The following is a 15855-nucleotide window of genomic DNA, read 5'->3' as shown; positions in this document are numbered from 1 at the left end:
CTAGCCGCGAGGTTTGTCGTTTCGGGCTAAAATCAAGGTATTACATCGATTGGACGCCCCATGAAAATCGCTTTTCTCGCCGATCCGCTGTCCGGATTCAAGATTTACAAGGATTCGACCTTCGCCATGATGCGCGAGGCGGCCCGGCGCGGTCATGCCCTGTACTTCTTCGAACAGCGCGACATGGTGCTCGAAGAAGGCATCGTCAGCGCGCGCGTGGCGCAGATTCACCTGACGGGCAAGCCGGATGTCTGGTACACGGCCGATGCCGCCGTCGATGTGAAACTGTCCGAATTTGACGCCATCATCGAGCGCAAGGACCCGCCGTTCGACATGGAATACGTCTACGGCACCTATCTGCTCGAACTGGCCGTGCGCCAGGGCGCCTGCGTGATCAACAGCCCGTCGGCGATCCGCGACCACAACGAAAAACTGGCGATCGGCCAGTTCAGCCAATACACGTCGCCAACCATGGTCACTTCGGATGAAGCGCGCCTGCGCGCCTTCCACGCCAAGCACGGCGACGTGATCTTCAAGCCGCTCGACGGCATGGGCGGCGCTGGCATCTTCCGCGTGAAGAGCGACGCGCTCAATCTGGGTTCGATCATCGAGACGCTGACCGCCAACGGTCGCCACACGATCATGGCCCAGAAATTCATCCCGGCCATCGACAAGGGCGACAAGCGCGTGCTGGTCATCGGCGGCAAGCCGGTGCCGTTCGTGCTGGCGCGGATTCCGCAAAACGGCGAAGTGCGCGGCAATCTGGCCGCTGGCGGCATCGGCGTGGCGCAGCCAATCGGCGAGCGCGATCGCGAGATCGCCGAAGCCCTCGGGCCGTTGCTGGCCGAGCGTGGTCTGTTACTGGTAGGATTGGACGTGATTGGCGAGAACCTGACCGAAGTGAACGTGACCAGCCCGACCTGCTTCCAGGAGATCTTCGACCAGACCGGTTTTGACGTGGCCGCGATGTTCATCGACGCGGTCGAACAGAAAGTACTTGGATAACGACATGGTAGGCATCCTGCTCCTGACCCACGCACCGCTGGGCCAGGCATTCATCGCCGCAGCAGCGCACGTGTTTCGCGGCCCCACCGAGCGCGTCGAGGCAATCGACGTGACGGCCGACCAGGATATCGGTCAGATCAACTGCCTGGCCAAAGAGGCCATCGCGCGCCTGGACGACGGCGACGGCGTCCTGGTGATCACCGACGTCAAGGGCGGTACGCCGTCGAACTGCTGCAATTCGCTGGCCGACGCGGGCCACGTGGAAGTCATCGCCGGCATCAGCCTGCCGATGCTGCTGCGCGCGATCACGTACCGGCGCGACTCGCTCGACGTGGTGGTGGAAATGGCGCTGGCTGGCGCGCAGAACGGGGCAGTGCGGGTGGATAACCGGATCCGGGTGGGCTAGCGTCCGGCAGCGATGGCGATGCGCGCGAGGAGATACCGGGCGCAGTCCGACACATGACAAAAACGATAAAGCGACTATGATTCAACAAGAACTCGAAATCATCAACAAGCTGGGCCTGCACGCACGGGCCTCTGCCAAGTTCACGCAACTGGCCGCCAAGTACAAGAGCGATGTCTGGCTCACCCGCAATGGCCGCCGCATCAATGCCAAGTCGATCATGGGTGTCATGATGCTCGCCGCCGGCAAGGGCGCCAAGGTCACGCTCGAAGCCGATGGCGCCGACGAAGAAGCCGCGCTTGCCGCCCTGACGGCGCTGGTCAATGACAAGTTCGGTGAAGGTGAATAATGCCGCGTGAAGCGGTCCCCTCGCGTTCAACGGATTCTCCCATGGCTTCCTTTCTCCTTCACGGCATTCCGGTTTCGCGCGGCATCGCGATCGGCCGCGCGCACCTGCTCACGCCGGCCGCACTCGACGTCAAGCATTACCTGGTCCCTGAAGAACAGGTCGAGGCCGAAGTGCAGCGCCTGCACGATGCGATCGTCGCCGTCCACCACAATCTGCAGGAACTCTGGGCCGGGCTGCCGAAAGATGCCCCGACCGAACTGGGCGCCTTCATCGACGTGCATGCGCTGATCCTGTCCGACCCGATGATCTCCGAAGCGCCCAAGGGCATCATCCGCGCGCGCCATTACAACGCCGAATGGGCGCTGGTGACGCAGATCGATGAATTATCAAGCCAGTTCGACGAGATCGAAGACGCCTACCTGCGTGAGCGCAAGTACGACATCCAGCAGGTCGCCGAGCGCGTGCTGAAGGTGTTGACCGGCACCGCACTGAGCGTCGCGCCGGTGTTCGCCGACGAAGACCAGCCACCGCCGCAAATGATCGTCGTGGCCCACGACATCTCGCCGGCCGACATGCTGGCGTTTCGTGACAGGTCGTTCATCGGCTTCGTCACCGACGTCGGCGGCCAGAATTCGCACACGGCCATCGTCGCGCGCAGCCTGGACATCCCGGCGGTCGTCGGGATGGACCAGGCGTCGCGCCTGGTGGAGCAGGACGACTGGCTGATCGTCGATGGCGACGCCGGCGTCGTCATCTGCAATCCGAGCCAGCTGGTGCTGGAACAGTACCGCGCGCGCCAGCTCACGATGGCAAAAGCGCGCAAGCGCCTGCTCAAGCTCAAGAAGACGCCGGCCGTCACGCGCGACGGCACCACGATCACGCTGCTGGCCAATATCGAACTGCCCGACGATTGTCCGGCCGCCCTCGAAGCCGGTGCCAATGGCGTGGGCCTGTTCCGCTCCGAATTCCTGTTCATGGGCCGCGGCGCGCAGGCGCTGCGTATTCCCGACGAAGAAGAACAGTTCGAGCAGTACCGCAAGGCGGTGCTGGCGATGAAGGGCCGGCCGGTCACGATCCGCACGCTCGACGTGGGCGCCGACAAGCCGCTCGACCAGACCGACCACACGGCGCTCAATCCGGCGCTCGGCCTGCGCGCGATCCGCTATTGCCTGGCCGAGCCGCAGATGTTTTTGGTGCAGCTGCGCGCGATCCTGCGCGCGTCGGCCTTTGGCAAGGTGCGCATCCTGATCCCGATGCTCGCGCACGCGTTCGAGATCGACCAGACGCTGGGCATGATCGAGCAGGCCAAGACCCAGCTGCGCGACGAGAAGGTCCGTTTCGACGAAGGTATCGAGGTCGGCGCCATGATCGAGATCCCGGCGGCAGCGCTGGCGCTGCCGCTGTTCGTGCGCCGCATGGATTTCCTGTCGATCGGCACCAACGACCTGATTCAATATCTGCTGGCGATCGACCGCGTCGATTACGAAGTGGCGCACCTGTATAATCCGCTGCATCCGGCGGTGCTGCAACTGATCGCCTCGACCATCGCCACGGGCCACAAGGCCGGGCTGGATGTGGCGGTGTGCGGCGAGATGGCCGGCGACGTCAAGCTCACCCGCCTGCTGCTGGGCATGGGGCTGCGCGAGTTCTCGATGCACCCGGCGCAGCTGCTGGCGGTGAAACAAGAAATTTTGAATACCGACCTGGGCGTGGTCACGACCCGTACCCGTCGCATCCTGCGCGCGATGGAGCCAGGCGAAATCGCCAGCGCCGTCGAGCAGTTGCAGACCCTGTGAGTCGGCCGCCGTTGCCATGCCCGGCAACGGCGCGACCACCGCATCATCAATCAGACCACACAGTCCCATGGGATCTCTAGGAATAGTCACACCGCAGGCGATGCACTTCGCCGAGCCGCTGCGCCTGCAAAGCGGCGCCCAGCTCAGCAACTACACGCTGATGTATGAAACCTATGGCACGCTCAACGCCGACAAGTCCAATGCGGTGCTGGTCTGCCACGCCCTGAATGCATCGCACCATGTCGCCGGCCAGTACGACTCGCCCAAGAGCGCCGGCTGGTGGGACAATATGGTCGGCCCGGGCAAACCCGTGGACACCGACCGCTTCTTCGTCATTGGCGTCAACAACCTCGGCTCGTGCTTTGGCTCGACCGGCCCGATGCATGTCAACGCCGCCACCGGCAAGCCGTATGGCGCGAGCTTTCCCCTGGTGACCGTGGAAGACTGGGTGACCGCGCAGGCGCTGCTGGCCGACCGTCTGGGCATCCATCAGTTTGCCGCCGTGATGGGCGGCTCGCTCGGTGGCATGCAGGCCCTGTCGTGGAGCATCAAGTTTCCCGAGCGTCTGCGTCACTGCATCGTGATCGCCTCCACGCCGAAGCTGTCGGCCCAGAACATCGCTTTCAACGACGTCGCGCGCCAGGCGATCCTGACCGACCCCGACTACCATGGCGGCGACTTCTACGAACATGACGTGGTGCCGAAAAACGGCCTCAAAGTGGCGCGCATGATCGGCCACATCACGTATCTGTCGAACGACGACATGGCCGAGAAGTTCGGGCGCAAGCTGCGCAATGCCGCAGAAACGAACGATTACAACTTCGACTTCGGCGTGGACTTCGAGATCGAATCCTACCTGCGCTATCAGGGCGACAAGTTCTCGGAATACTTCGACGCCAATACCTACCTGTTGATCACCAAGGCGCTTGATTACTTCGACCCGGCGCGCGAGTACGACGGCGATCTCGAAAAGGCGCTGGCCGGCACCAAAGCGCAGTTCCTGATCGCGTCGTTTTCGACCGACTGGCGCTTCTCGCCCGAGCGCAGCCGCGAGATCGTCGAAGCCCTGATCAGCAACCGGCGCCGCGTGACCTACGCCGAGATCGACGCGCCGCACGGTCACGATGCCTTCCTGCTCGACGATGCGCGCTACATGAACGTGGTGCGCGCGTACTACAACCGCATCGCCCTCGAACTGGCACCAGGCGCCGTCACTACCGCCACGGAGGCCGCATGAATTTCGCCGACCTCAATACGCTGCGGCCCGACCTGGCCTTCATCGCGCACTGGGTGGGCGAACGCGCCCACGTGCTCGACGTCGGCTGCGGCGACGGCGCCATGCTGCGCTACCTCGAATCGGGCAAGCGCTGCTCGGGTTACGGCATCGAGATCGCCGACGACAAGGTATTGGAAAGCACCGCGCGCGGGATCAACGTGATCCAGCACGATATGGAAAAAGGCCTGGGCCTCTTTGGCGACAACACGTTCGATACCGTGCTGTGTCTGAACTCGCTGCAGATGATGCAGCAGGTCGAAGGCCTGCTGCGCGACATCGTGCGCGTTGGCCACGAAGCGATCATCTCGTTTCCGAACTTCGCGCACTGGCCGCACCGCCTGGCGCTGCTGCGTGGGCGCATGCCGGTCTCGCGCGCACTGCCGTACCAGTGGTACGACACGCCGAACGTGCGCTGCGCCACGATCTATGATTTCCAGGAACTGGCGGTGGAATGCGGGCTGGAAGTGCTGGAATGCGTGGCGCTGGCCGACGGCAAGGTGGTCAAGTTCTTGCCAAACCTGCGCGGCAGCATGGCGGTCTTCCGCCTGCGCAAAAAAGCGCCGCCGGCAGTGTAAGGCAGGGCCGGGTTGCGACTTATGTGCGTTGGCGGCTTGAGCGCGGCCGGTACATACGGCATGATCACGTCGATTCTGCGCGGGCGCGTTGCCCATTTTTAAACAATTTTGAGAGGCAGGCTGCCAACAACAGCTGCCGGAGCCATGATGAAACTGAAACAACTCGCCGTTTGTCTGACCCTGTTCGCTGCGACCGGCCTGGCCACGGCGCAAGAGGCCGGCGTCGTCGTCCAGGATGGCATCGAGGTCAAGCCGCTCTCGCGCATGCGCGTGCTGGCGCCTGAAGAGCAGGTCAACGAGGCAGCGCGCCTGCAGTACACCGAAATGATGAGCCAGGCCAAGGAGAAGGGCTTGCTGGCGCCGGCCACCGACCCGCAGCTCAAGCGCCTGCGCACGATCGCCCAGCGCATCATCCCGTTCACGCCGCGCTGGAATCCGGTGGCCAGCAAGTGGGACTGGCAGGTCAACCTGATCCAGGCCGACGAGGTCAACGCGTTCTGCATGCCGGGCGGCCGCATCGGTTTCTACACCGGCATCCTCACCAAGCTGCAGCTGACCGACGACGAAGCCGCAGCCATCATGGGCCACGAGATCGCGCACGCACTGCGTGAACACGGGCGCGAGCGCCTGGCCAAGTCCAATGTCACCGCGCTGGGCGCGCGGGTCGGCGGCGCGCTGTTGTCGGGCATTTTCGGCGTCGACCCCAACCTGACCGCCACGGCGGCCAATGGCCTGGGCAGCATGCTGGTGCTGAAATTCTCGCGCGACGAAGAACGCGAGGCCGACCTGGTGGGCCTGGACATCTCGTCGCGCGCCGGTTACGACCCGCGTGCCGGCATTGCGCTGTGGCGCAAGATGGCCACGCTGAACCAGAGCGCGCCGATGGAAATCCTGTCGACCCACCCGGGCGGCGACACCCGCATCAAGGACATGGAAGCGCACATGAACGTGCTGCTACCGCTGTATGCGCGCGCCAAGAAGACGACGGTCGCCAAGCTGCCGGCCTACAAAAGCACCGCGTTGAATTGAGGCGTTGATGGGCAGTAGCGCCAGGGGCCGCCAGGCCGAAGCCAATGCGCTCGTCCCGCTGCCCCTGCGCGACGGCGTCGCGCCCAGCTATCTGTGGCTGACCGAGACGCGCGCCGGGGGTATGCTGCGCTTTTTATGCGAGCGCTTTCCCGACGTGCCGATGCAATCCTGGGCTTCGCGGCTGGAACGCGGCGAGGTCGTCGATGCCAAGGGCGCGCGGGTGGCGTTCGATACGCCGGTGCGCCAGGGCATGCGCATCTGGTACTACCGCGAGCTCGAAGTGCCCGAGCCTTTGATCCCGTTCCAGGAGGCGGTGCTGTTCCAGGATGAACACATCCTGGTCGCTGACAAACCCCATTTCTTGCCGACGATTCCGAGCGGGCGCTTCTTGAGAGAGACCCTGCTGGTGCGCCTGAAACGCACGCATGACTTGCCGCACCTGGTGCCGATCCACCGGCTCGATCGCGAGACGGCGGGCGTGGTGATCTTCTCGCACAATCCCGCGTCGCGCGGCGCTTACCAGTCGATGTTCCAGAAACGGGTGGTGACGAAGACCTATGAAGCGATTGCGCCACTGCTGCAGGGGCGCACCTTGCCGTTCACGTACCGCAGCCGCATGCAGGATGCGGCGCAGTTTTTTCTCAGCGAAGAAGTGGCGGGCGAACCCAATTCGGAAACCCTGATCGAATTGATCGAGAGGCGCGGGCTTCTCGCGCGCTACCGGCTGCATCCGCACACCGGGCGCAAGCACCAGCTGCGCCTGCACCTGGCGTCGCTCGGCGCGCCGATTGTCGGCGACAGTTTTTATCCGGTGGCGCGGCCCTGCGGCAGCGACGATTTCAGCGCGCCGCTGCAGTTGCTGGCGCGCGCCATCGCATTCGACGATCCGCTCACGCGCGAGCCGCGCAGCTTCGCCAGCCGCTTTGATTTGCGCTGGCCGGCCTGATTACAGGTCGTAATCGATGATGAGCGGGGCGTGGTCCGAGAACTTCACGTCCTTGTAGACCGAGACGGTTTTGGCGCGCGCCGCGATGCCGGGCGTGGCGACGTGATAGTCGATGCGCCAGCCGACGTTCTTCGCGTAGGCCTGGCCGCGGTTGCTCCACCACGTGTACTGGTCGGGGCGCGCATCCAGGCCGCGGTGCACGTCGACCATCCCCAGCTCGTCGAAGATGCGCGTCATCCAGGCGCGTTCTTCGGGCAGAAAGCCCGAGTTCTTCAGGTTGCCCTTCCAGTTCTTCAGGTCGATCTCCTTGTGCGCGATGTTCCAGTCGCCGCAGATGACGACTTCGCGGCCCTCGGCCTGCAGTTCCTGCAGATGCGGCAGGAAGACTTCCATGAAGCGGAACTTGGCCAGCTGGCGCTCGGGCGACGAGGAGCCGGACGGGCAGTAGACCGAAATGACCGTCAGGTTGCCGAAGTCGCAGCGCGTGTAGCGGCCTTCGGCATCGAACTCGAGGCAGCCGAACCCGATGCGGTGCTGGTCGGGTTCCGTGCGGCTGTAGACGCCAGTGCCCGAGTAGCCCTTTTTCTCGGCGTAGTGGAAGCGCCCGTGGTAGCCGTGCGGGCGCAGGAAGTCCTCGGTCATGTCGGCTTCCTGGGCCTTGAGTTCCTGGACGCAGATATAGTCGGCATCCTGCGTGGCCAGCCAGTCAAAGAAGCCCTTCTTGTGGGCGGAGCGGATACCGTTGAGGTTTGCAGAAATAATTCGTGGCATGGAGATGATCAAGCAGATGAAAGAGGGCAGGGCGCACCGGCAAGCGCGTCGATAGCCGGCAAGTGTAGCGTGTTTCGATGCTGCCCGTCATGCCCACGGCGGTTGCCATCGTGCGATCGACGAGGCTGCGCGGCGCCGATCCAGCCGTAGCGGCCATTGGCGGCCAGTTGTGCGGGCCCGGTCATGCGCAGCATCGACAATCAAGAAGGTATCTCGGCGGCGCGATACGTTCTAAAATAGCCGCTTTCGACATTCAGGGACAAGCATATGACTGATCTGCGCCAGCAATTCATCGGGTTTTCGGTCGAGGCCGAAGTATTGAAGTTCGGCCAATTCACGACCAAGGCCGGGCGCCTGTCGCCATACTTCTTCAACGCCGGCCTGTTCCACGACGGCGCCACGCTGGGCAAGCTCGCCCAGTTCTACGCGCAGACGCTGCTCGACTCGGGCGTCGAATTCGACATGCTGTTCGGCCCGGCCTACAAGGGCATCACGCTGGCCTCCGCGACGGCGGTGGCCCTGGCCGCGAAAGGCCGTGACACGTCGTACGCGTACAACCGCAAGGAAGCGAAAGACCATGGCGAAGGCGGCACCATCGTCGGCGCCAAGCTGCAGGGCAAGGTCGTGATCATCGACGACGTGATCAGCGCCGGCACGTCGGTGCGCGAATCGGTCGCCATGATCCGCGCCGCCGGCGCCGAGCCAGCGGCCGTCCTGATCGCACTGGACCGCATGGAACGCTCGGGCACCGACGACGCACTCTCCGAACTGTCGGCAGTCCAGGAAGTCGCGCGCGAATTCAACATCCCGGTGATCTCGATCGCCAACCTCGCCGACCTCTTCACCTACCTCGACACCCACACCGCCGACCCTCGCCTGTCGCAACACAAAGACGCCGTCTCCGCCTACCGCACCCGCTACGGCATCCAAAAGCAATAACCCAACAATTAGGGTCAGAGTAGATTTGTTGGGCAATTATCCAATGTTGTCAAAGAATTCGACTCTGACCCTAATTTAGATTGGCGGAAAGTCTTGCAAATTAATTAGGGTCAGAGTCGACTTATTGGGCAATTGCACGCGGTGGCCGCGCAATTGGGGACCGAGTCGCTGCGCTGGGCAATTGCTGTGGGTAGAAATGAATCAGGGTCAGCGTCGAATCGCTGGCAATTGTGGGCAATTGCTCAATAATTCGACTCTGACCCCAATTGGGGTGGGGCGGGTTAGCTGGCCAGCTTTTTCTTCAGCAGTTCGGTCACTTGCGCTGGGTTGGCTTTGCCTTTGGAGGCTTTCATGGCCTGGCCGATCAGGGCGTTGATGGCGGCTTCTTTGCCGGCGCGGTATTGTTCGACGGATTTGGCGTTGGCGGCCAGGACGTCGTCGACAATTGCTTCCAGTGCGCCCGTATCCGAGATCTGTTTCAGGCCTTTCTGGTCGATGACCGTGTCGGCCAATCCTTCGTCGTCCGATTTGGCGTCCCACATTGCTGCGAAGACTTCCTTTGCGGCCTTGTTCGAGATCGTGCCGTCGGCGATGCGCTTGAGCAGCAGCGCCAGTTGGGCGGCGCTCACGGGCGAAGCCTGCAGCTCGACGCCTTCGCGGTTCAGCGTCGACGACACGTCACCCATCATCCAGTTGGCGGCCGACTTTGCGTTTTCCTTGCCGGCGGTCGCTACTACCGCTTCGTAGTACGTTGCCATCGTCTGCGACGAGGTCAGCACCAGGCTGTCGTATTCCGGCAGACCGTATTCGCCCGTGAAGCGTGCGCGCATGGCGCCTGGCAGTTCGGGCATCTCGGCTTTCACGCGGTCGATCCAGTCCTGGCCGATCGCCAGCGGCGGCAGGTCCGGGTCGGGGAAGTAGCGGTAATCCTGCGCGTCTTCTTTCGTGCGCATCGAGCGCGTCTCTTTGCGGTCCGGGTCCCACAGGCGCGTGGCCTGGATGACCTTGCCGCCGTCTTCGATCAGTTCGATCTGGCGCCGCACTTCGTAGTGGATGGCTTCTTCCATGAAGCGGAACGAGTTCAGGTTCTTGATTTCGCAGCGCGTGCCGAATTCGTGCTGGCCGACCGGGCGCACCGAGACGTTGACGTCGCAGCGGAACGAACCCTCTTGCATATTGCCGTCGCAAACGCCCAGCCACATCACCAGCGAGTGCATCGCCTTGGCATACGCCACCGCTTCGGCGGCGCTGCGCATTTCGGGCTCGGACACGATCTCGAGCAGCGGGGTGCCGGCGCGATTCAGGTCGATCCCGCTCATGCCCGCATAGTCTTCGTGCAGCGACTTGCCCGCGTCTTCCTCAAGGTGGGCGCGGGTCAGGTTGACCGTTTTCATTTCGAGCTTGCCGTCTTTTTCGTAGGCAAAGGACAGCGTGCCGCCCTGGACCACCGGATCGGCGAACTGGCTGATCTGGTAACCCTTCGGCAGGTCGGGATAAAAGTAGTTCTTGCGCGCGAAGACCGACTCCGGCGCGATGGTGCCACCGACCGCCAGGCCGAAACGGATCGCGCGTTCGACCGCGCCGCGGTTCAGCACCGGCAGCACACCCGGCAGCGCCAGGTCGACCGGGCTGGCTTGCGTGTTCGGCTCGGCGCCGAAACGGATTGCGCTGCCGCTGAAGATTTTCGATTGGGTCGTGAGCTGCACGTGGTTCTCAAGACCGATGACGACTTCCCATTGCATAGTGTTCTCTCTTTGTTCTGTGTCGGCGCGAATCAAACGCCGTCCGGCGTGCGCGTATGCCAATCGGTCGCGAGCTGGTACTGGTGCGCGATATTCAGCAGCTTGGCTTCGGCGAAGTAGTTGCCGATGATTTGCAGGCCGACCGGCCGCTTGCCATTCTTCTCGCCGGCGCCGAAGCCGCACGGGATCGACATGCCGGGCAGGCCCGCCAGGCTGGTCGAGAGCGTGTAGATGTCGGCCAGGTAGTTCGCCACCGGATCGTTCGACTTGGCGCCCAGGTCCCACGCCACGGTCGGCGCAACAGGGCCCATGATCACGTCGCACTGGTCGGCAAACGCGGCCTGGAAGTCGTCGGCGATCAGGCGCCGGATCTTCTGAGCCTGTACGTAGTAGGCGTCGTAGTAGCCATGGCACAGCACATAGGTACCCACCAGGATGCGGCGCTTGACCTCGGTGCCGAACCCTTCGGCGCGGGTTTTGCGGTACATGTCCTGCAAATCCTTGTATTCGCTGGCGCGGTGGCCGTAGCGCACACCGTCAAAGCGCGACAGGTTCGACGAGGCTTCGGCCGGCGCGATGATGTAATAGGTGGGGATCGACAGCGCCGTCTTTGGCAGCGAGATGTCCACCAGCGTCGCACCCAGTTTCACGAACTGTTCGAGCGCCGCGCGCACGGCAGCTTCGACGTCGCTCGCCAGGCCTTCGCCGAAATACTCGGCCGGCACGCCGATGCGCAGCCCGGTCAACGGCTGGTTCAGTGAGCGCGTGTAGTCTTCGGCGACGTTGCTCTGTTCGACCGTCAGGCTGGTCGAATCGCGCTCGTCGAAGCCGATCATTTCGTTGAGCAGCAGTGCGCAATCTTCAGCGCTCTGGGCGATCGGGCCGCCCTGGTCGAGCGACGAGGCAAATGCGATCATGCCGAAGCGCGATACGCGCCCGTAGGTCGGCTTGATGCCGGTGACGCCGCAGAACGCCGCCGGCTGGCGGATCGAGCCGCCGGTGTCGGTGGCCGTGGCTGCCGGCGCCAGGCGCGCAGCGATCGCCGCCGCCGAGCCGCCCGACGAGCCGCCCGGCACCGCCGTCGTGTCCCATGGATTCTTCACTGCGCCGTAGGCCGAGTTTTCATTGGCCGAGCCCATCGCGAATTCGTCGAGATTGACCTTGCCCAGCGTGACCATGCCAGCGTCGCGGAAGCGCTTGACGACGGTCGCGTCGAACGGGCTGACATACCCTTTCAACATCTTCGAGCCGGCCGTCGTGCGCCAGTCGCGCGTGACGAAAATATCCTTGTGCGCGATCGGCACGCCGGTCAGCGGACCGGCCGTGCCGGCGGCCAGACGCGCGTCGGCGTCGGCCGCCTGCGCGAGCGAGCGCGCGTGGTCCACGTGCAGGAACGCGTTATGCTCGCTGGCGTCGATGCGGCCGAGATAGTGGCGCGTCAGTTCGGTGCTCGAGATCTGCTTCGAGTGCAGGAGCGCGGACAGCTCCTTGAGGGTCTTGTTATGCATGTGCGTGTCGATTCTAAAAGCGGATTCGTGAGCGATTCAAAAGCCGGGATTACTCGATGACCTTCGGCACCAGGTACAGGCCGTCCTGCACTTTCGGGGCCGGTGCCTGGTAATCGTCGCGGTGGTTCTCTTCGGTGACCACGTCATCGCGCAGGCGCAGTGGCAGGGCGAGGATCGCCGACAGCGGCTGGGCCAGCGGCGCCACGCCGGTGGTGTCGACCGCCTGCATCTGCTCGGCCAGCGCGAAAATGCCGTTCAGCTCGGTCAGCGCGATCTCGGCCTCGGCGTCGTTCATTTCGAGCTGGGCCAGGTTGGCAATGCGTTTTACGTCAGATAGGGTCAGGGACATGGCAATGTGGCGCGGCCAGGGCCACGCAGAATGTGATTAGGCGAATAAAGAATGTTAGCAAGTTGTCAGCGAAAAGCATTTTAAAGTTGATAAAAACCCTTCAAATATCGCGCAAACCGCTTGCAATTCGGTGGGGAAATCCACCTGTATTGGGCATGTAAACGACAAATTATAAGGTAGAATGGCGGGCTAATGCGTTGTCGTGCCGAAAGCTATGGCTCCCGCGCAATGAAAGTCCGCGGTGCCCTCGGTTGGCAGGTGCGGCACAGAATCCCCGATCAATGTTTAGGCGCACATTGATGCGCATCAGGACACCCATGTTTGGTTTTTTACGCAGCTATTTCTCGAACGACCTCGCCATTGACCTCGGTACCGCCAATACGCTGATTTACGTGCGTGGCCTTGGTATCGTCCTGGACGAGCCGTCGGTCGTGGCGATCCGCCAGCAGGGCGGGCCAAATGGCAAGAAGACGATCCAGGCAGTCGGCAAGGAAGCCAAGCAGATGCTGGGCAAGGTGCCCGGCAATATCGAGGCGATCCGCCCGATGAAGGATGGTGTGATTGCCGACTTCACCGTCACCGAACAGATGCTCAAGCAGTTCATCCGCATGGTGCACGAGTCCAAATTCTTCCGCCCGTCGCCGCGCATCATCATCTGCGTGCCATGCGGTTCGACCCAGGTCGAGCGCCGCGCGATCCGTGAATCGGCCCTTGGCGCCGGCGCATCGCAGGTGTACCTGATCGAAGAGCCAATGGCTGCGGCCATCGGCGCCGGCCTGCCGGTTTCGGAAGCGACCGGCTCGATGGTGGTCGACATCGGCGGCGGCACCACCGAAGTGGGCATCATCTCGCTGGGCGGCATGGTCTACAAAGGCTCGGTGCGCGTGGGCGGCGACAAATTCGACGAAGCCATCGTCAACTACATCCGCCGCAACTACGGCATGCTGATCGGCGAGCAGACCGCCGAAGCGATCAAGAAGGCGATCGGCTCGGCGTTCCCGGGTTCGGAAGTCAAGGAGATGGAAGTCAAGGGCCGCAACCTGTCCGAAGGCATCCCGCGCTCGTTTACGATCTCGAGCAACGAGATCCTCGAAGCGCTGACCGACCCGCTGAACCAGATCGTCTCGGCCGTGAAGAACGCACTGGAACAGGCCCCGCCCGAACTGGGCGCCGACATCGCCGAAAAGGGCATGATGCTCACCGGCGGTGGCGCGCTGCTGCGCGATCTGGATCGCCTGCTGATGGAAGAAACCGGCCTGCCGGTGCTGGTGGCCGAAGACCCGCTTACCTGCGTGGTGCGCGGTTCGGGCATGGCGCTGGAACGGATGGACAAACTCGGTTCCATCTTCTCGTACGAATAAGGCGCACGTGGTCTTCCAGGACGGGCAGGGCGTGCGGTCACAAGCTGCGCGGGCCTGCCCGTCTTGATATGAACTCCCGCGTTACCACCACCAGAGCTCATGGAATATAGTCCTCCGCCGCTGTTCAAACAAGGCGCGCCCGCGCGTGTCAAGGTGACGGTGTTCGCGCTGATCGCGATCGTTCTGCTGGTGGTCGACGCCCGCATGGGGCTTCTTGCCGGTGTGCGTACTGTCGCGGCCACCGTGCTGTACCCGATGCAGGTGGCCGCCATGCTGCCGCGCGATGCCGTGGGCAATATGGGCACCTACTTCTCGTCGGTCTCCACGCTGCAAAAGCAGGTCCAGGCGCTGAAGAACCACGAGCTTGCCCAGGCCCGCCTGCTGCAGCAGGCGCAGTTCCAGATGGCCGAGAACATCCACCTGCGGCGCCTGATGGACGGCAAGCAGCAACTGCCCGTGCAATCGCAGATGGCCGAAATCCTGTACGACGCGCGCGATCCGTCGACGCGCCGCATCGTCATCAACCGCGGTTCGCGCGACGACGTCACGCCGGGGTTGCCGGTGATCGACCATGCCGGCGTGGTCGGCCAGGTCACGCGTGTGTTCCCGTTCACGTCCGAAGTCACGCTCCTGACCGACAAGGACCAGGCCATTCCCGTGCAGGTGCTGCGCAGCGGACTGCGCAGCATCGTGTACGGCCGCGGTCACTCCGGCCAGCTCGATCTGCGCTTCGTGGCCCAGGATGCCGACATCCAGGTCGGCGACGTGCTGGTCACGTCGGGCCTGGACGGCATGTACCCGGCCGGCCTGGCCGTGGCGCGCGTGACGCAGGTCGAAAAAGCGACCGGCTCGTTCGGCCGCGTGGTCGGCCTGCCGCTGGCCGGCATCGACCGTAACCGCCAGGTGCTGGTGATCATGTCGAACCACGCCTTGCCCGCGCGCCCGCCGCAGGAAGCGCCACCAACCGGCAACCGCCGCAAGCTGCCGGCAATGGTGCCGGTGCCCGCGCCGCCATTGGCTGCCTCGCCGTTGCCGGCCGCCGGTGTGCCGACCGCCCTGCAGGCGCCGGTTGCGCCGGTCACGTCGGGCGCTGCGCCAGGTACGGCGCAGACGCCGACGCTGGCGACACCCGTGCCGGCTGCAACGACGCGCGCCGCCACTGCACCCGTCGTACGGACGCAGCCAGCACCGACGCAGCCCGCACCGACGCCGGCTGCACCTACGCCGGCTGCACCTACGCCGGTCGCACCTACGCCGGCCGCTCCGTCCCCAACCCGATAAGCCACCATGCCAGGTAACCGTCCGCATTACATCCTGCTGCCTGTCAGCCCGCTGTTCATCACGTTCAGTCTGGTGTGCGCCTTCATGCTCAACCTGATGCCGTGGGGCCGCTGGCTCGGCGCGCCGGATTTCGTCGCGCTGGTGCTGGTCTTCTGGGGCATCCACCAGCCGCGCAAGGTCGGCATCGGCGTCGCCTTTTGCATGGGCCTCTTGATGGACGTGCACGATGCGAGCCTGCTGGGCGAGAATGCGCTGGCCTACACGCTGCTGTCCTATTTCGCCATCATGATCCACCGCCGCGTGCTGTGGTTCCCGACGCTCACCCAGGCCATGCACGTGTTCCCGCTGCTGTTGATGGCGCAGGCGATCCAGCTGATCGTGCATTTCGTCGTCTCTGGCCGCTTCCCGGGCCTGTTGCAGTTCATCGAGAGCGTGGTGGCAGTGATCCTGTGGCCCGTGATCACCTGGCTGCTGCTGGCGCCCCAACGCCGCGCGGTCGACCGCGACCATACCCGTCCGATCTGA

General features: G+C 63.8%; 16 protein-coding genes. 12 read left to right on the top strand and 4 right to left on the bottom strand.

Annotated features, from left to right (window positions below):
* The first annotated feature begins 60 nt into the window (after positions 1-60).
* The 8 genes from gshB (at position 61) to RCH14_RS04640 (ending at position 7379) form a co-directional block, all read left to right on the top strand.
* The gene (gene gshB / locus RCH14_RS04675) at positions 61-1005 is read left to right on the top strand and encodes a glutathione synthase (RefSeq protein WP_343024973.1); all 945 of its coding nucleotides are present in this window, start codon (positions 61-63) and stop codon (positions 1003-1005) included.
* Positions 1006-1009: 4 nt separating this feature from the next.
* Positions 1010-1411, top strand: coding sequence for a PTS fructose transporter subunit IIA (locus tag RCH14_RS04670; protein ID WP_343024972.1), 402 nt, complete (start codon positions 1010-1012; stop codon positions 1409-1411).
* Positions 1412-1487: 76 nt separating this feature from the next.
* Complete coding sequence (locus tag RCH14_RS04665; RefSeq protein WP_343024971.1) at positions 1488-1757, top strand: HPr family phosphocarrier protein; 270 nt, start codon at positions 1488-1490, stop codon at positions 1755-1757.
* Between the two features lie 41 nt (positions 1758-1798).
* Complete coding sequence (gene ptsP, locus RCH14_RS04660; RefSeq protein WP_343024970.1) at positions 1799-3553, top strand: phosphoenolpyruvate--protein phosphotransferase; 1755 nt, start codon at positions 1799-1801, stop codon at positions 3551-3553.
* Between the two features lie 16 nt (positions 3554-3569).
* Positions 3570-4790 carry a homoserine O-acetyltransferase gene (locus RCH14_RS04655; RefSeq protein ID WP_343024969.1) on the top strand — a complete coding sequence of 407 codons (1221 nt, stop codon included), beginning with the start codon at positions 3570-3572 and terminating at the stop codon, positions 4788-4790.
* Positions 4787-5404 carry a methionine biosynthesis protein MetW gene (metW, locus tag RCH14_RS04650; RefSeq protein ID WP_343024968.1) on the top strand — a complete coding sequence of 206 codons (618 nt, stop codon included), beginning with the start codon at positions 4787-4789 and terminating at the stop codon, positions 5402-5404. The genes RCH14_RS04655 and metW overlap by 4 nt, the downstream gene beginning before the upstream one ends.
* Before the next feature lie 144 nt (positions 5405-5548).
* Positions 5549-6433, top strand: a complete 885-nt coding sequence (locus RCH14_RS04645) for a M48 family metallopeptidase (protein WP_343024967.1) — start codon at positions 5549-5551, stop codon at positions 6431-6433.
* Between the two features lie 7 nt (positions 6434-6440).
* A complete protein-coding gene (locus RCH14_RS04640; protein WP_343024966.1) occupies positions 6441-7379 on the top strand; it encodes a pseudouridine synthase in 939 nt (312 codons plus the stop codon).
* Here RCH14_RS04640 and RCH14_RS04635 read toward each other — a convergent pair whose 3' ends face one another.
* Complete coding sequence (locus tag RCH14_RS04635) at positions 7380-8150, bottom strand: exodeoxyribonuclease III (RefSeq protein ID WP_183556665.1); 771 nt, start codon at positions 8148-8150, stop codon at positions 7380-7382.
* 267 nt (positions 8151-8417) lie between these two features.
* Between RCH14_RS04635 and pyrE the strand changes: the two genes are divergently transcribed.
* A complete protein-coding gene (pyrE, locus tag RCH14_RS04630) occupies positions 8418-9089 on the top strand; it encodes an orotate phosphoribosyltransferase (protein WP_343024965.1) in 672 nt (223 codons plus the stop codon).
* 281 nt (positions 9090-9370) lie between these two features.
* Here pyrE and gatB read toward each other — a convergent pair whose 3' ends face one another.
* From gatB to gatC, 3 genes are read right to left on the bottom strand one after another with little or no spacing between them, the layout of a single operon-like run.
* Positions 9371-10831, bottom strand: coding sequence for an Asp-tRNA(Asn)/Glu-tRNA(Gln) amidotransferase subunit GatB (gatB, locus tag RCH14_RS04625; protein ID WP_343024964.1), 1461 nt, complete (start codon positions 10829-10831; stop codon positions 9371-9373).
* Positions 10832-10863: 32 nt separating this feature from the next.
* Positions 10864-12339 carry an Asp-tRNA(Asn)/Glu-tRNA(Gln) amidotransferase subunit GatA gene (gene gatA, locus RCH14_RS04620; RefSeq protein ID WP_343024963.1) on the bottom strand — a complete coding sequence of 492 codons (1476 nt, stop codon included), beginning with the start codon at positions 12337-12339 and terminating at the stop codon, positions 10864-10866.
* A 49-nt stretch (positions 12340-12388) separates the two neighbouring features.
* Complete coding sequence (gene gatC, locus RCH14_RS04615; RefSeq protein ID WP_343024962.1) at positions 12389-12688, bottom strand: Asp-tRNA(Asn)/Glu-tRNA(Gln) amidotransferase subunit GatC; 300 nt, start codon at positions 12686-12688, stop codon at positions 12389-12391.
* A 317-nt stretch (positions 12689-13005) separates the two neighbouring features.
* Between gatC and RCH14_RS04610 the strand changes: the two genes are divergently transcribed.
* The 3 genes from RCH14_RS04610 to mreD all read left to right on the top strand — a co-directional run bounded on the left by RCH14_RS04610 (position 13006) and on the right by mreD (position 15855).
* Positions 13006-14049, top strand: a complete 1044-nt coding sequence (locus tag RCH14_RS04610) for a rod shape-determining protein (RefSeq protein ID WP_183556678.1) — start codon at positions 13006-13008, stop codon at positions 14047-14049.
* A gap of 99 nt (positions 14050-14148) precedes the next feature.
* Positions 14149-15330, top strand: coding sequence for a rod shape-determining protein MreC (gene mreC / locus RCH14_RS04605; protein ID WP_343024961.1), 1182 nt, complete (start codon positions 14149-14151; stop codon positions 15328-15330).
* Positions 15331-15336: 6 nt separating this feature from the next.
* Positions 15337-15855, top strand: coding sequence for a rod shape-determining protein MreD (mreD, locus tag RCH14_RS04600; RefSeq protein WP_343024960.1), 519 nt, complete (start codon positions 15337-15339; stop codon positions 15853-15855).

It is taken from the genome of Massilia sp. MP_M2 (genome assembly GCF_039123635.1).
GTDB lineage: Bacteria > Pseudomonadota > Gammaproteobacteria > Burkholderiales > Burkholderiaceae_D > Telluria.
The sequence above is the reverse complement of the archived record's forward strand: the minus strand, read 5'-3'. Positions and strand labels throughout refer to the sequence as shown.

Bases quoted from the DNA above. Each gene is read 5' to 3' on its own strand.
- gatB (WP_343024964.1), bottom strand. From the start codon at position 10,831: ATGCAATGGGAAGTCGTCATCGGTCTTGAGAACCACGTGCAGCTCACG.
- gatC (WP_343024962.1), bottom strand. From the start codon at position 12,688: ATGTCCCTGACCCTATCTGACGTAAAACGCATTGCCAACCTGGCCCAG.
- gatA (WP_343024963.1), bottom strand. From the start codon at position 12,339: ATGCATAACAAGACCCTCAAGGAGCTGTCCGCGCTCCTGCACTCGAAG.
- RCH14_RS04670 (WP_343024972.1), top strand. From the start codon at position 1,010: ATGGTAGGCATCCTGCTCCTGACCCACGCACCGCTGGGCCAGGCATTC.
- RCH14_RS04655 (WP_343024969.1), top strand. From the start codon at position 3,570: ATGCCCGGCAACGGCGCGACCACCGCATCATCAATCAGACCACACAGT.
- gshB (WP_343024973.1), top strand. From the start codon at position 61: ATGAAAATCGCTTTTCTCGCCGATCCGCTGTCCGGATTCAAGATTTAC.
- metW (WP_343024968.1), top strand. From the start codon at position 4,787: ATGAATTTCGCCGACCTCAATACGCTGCGGCCCGACCTGGCCTTCATC.
- pyrE (WP_343024965.1), top strand. From the start codon at position 8,418: ATGACTGATCTGCGCCAGCAATTCATCGGGTTTTCGGTCGAGGCCGAA.
- RCH14_RS04610 (WP_183556678.1), top strand. From the start codon at position 13,006: ATGTTTGGTTTTTTACGCAGCTATTTCTCGAACGACCTCGCCATTGAC.
- RCH14_RS04665 (WP_343024971.1), top strand. From the start codon at position 1,488: ATGATTCAACAAGAACTCGAAATCATCAACAAGCTGGGCCTGCACGCA.
- RCH14_RS04645 (WP_343024967.1), top strand. From the start codon at position 5,549: ATGATGAAACTGAAACAACTCGCCGTTTGTCTGACCCTGTTCGCTGCG.
- RCH14_RS04635 (WP_183556665.1), bottom strand. From the start codon at position 8,150: ATGCCACGAATTATTTCTGCAAACCTCAACGGTATCCGCTCCGCCCAC.
- RCH14_RS04640 (WP_343024966.1), top strand. From the start codon at position 6,441: ATGGGCAGTAGCGCCAGGGGCCGCCAGGCCGAAGCCAATGCGCTCGTC.
- mreC (WP_343024961.1), top strand. From the start codon at position 14,149: ATGGAATATAGTCCTCCGCCGCTGTTCAAACAAGGCGCGCCCGCGCGT.
- mreD (WP_343024960.1), top strand. From the start codon at position 15,337: ATGCCAGGTAACCGTCCGCATTACATCCTGCTGCCTGTCAGCCCGCTG.
- ptsP (WP_343024970.1), top strand. From the start codon at position 1,799: ATGGCTTCCTTTCTCCTTCACGGCATTCCGGTTTCGCGCGGCATCGCG.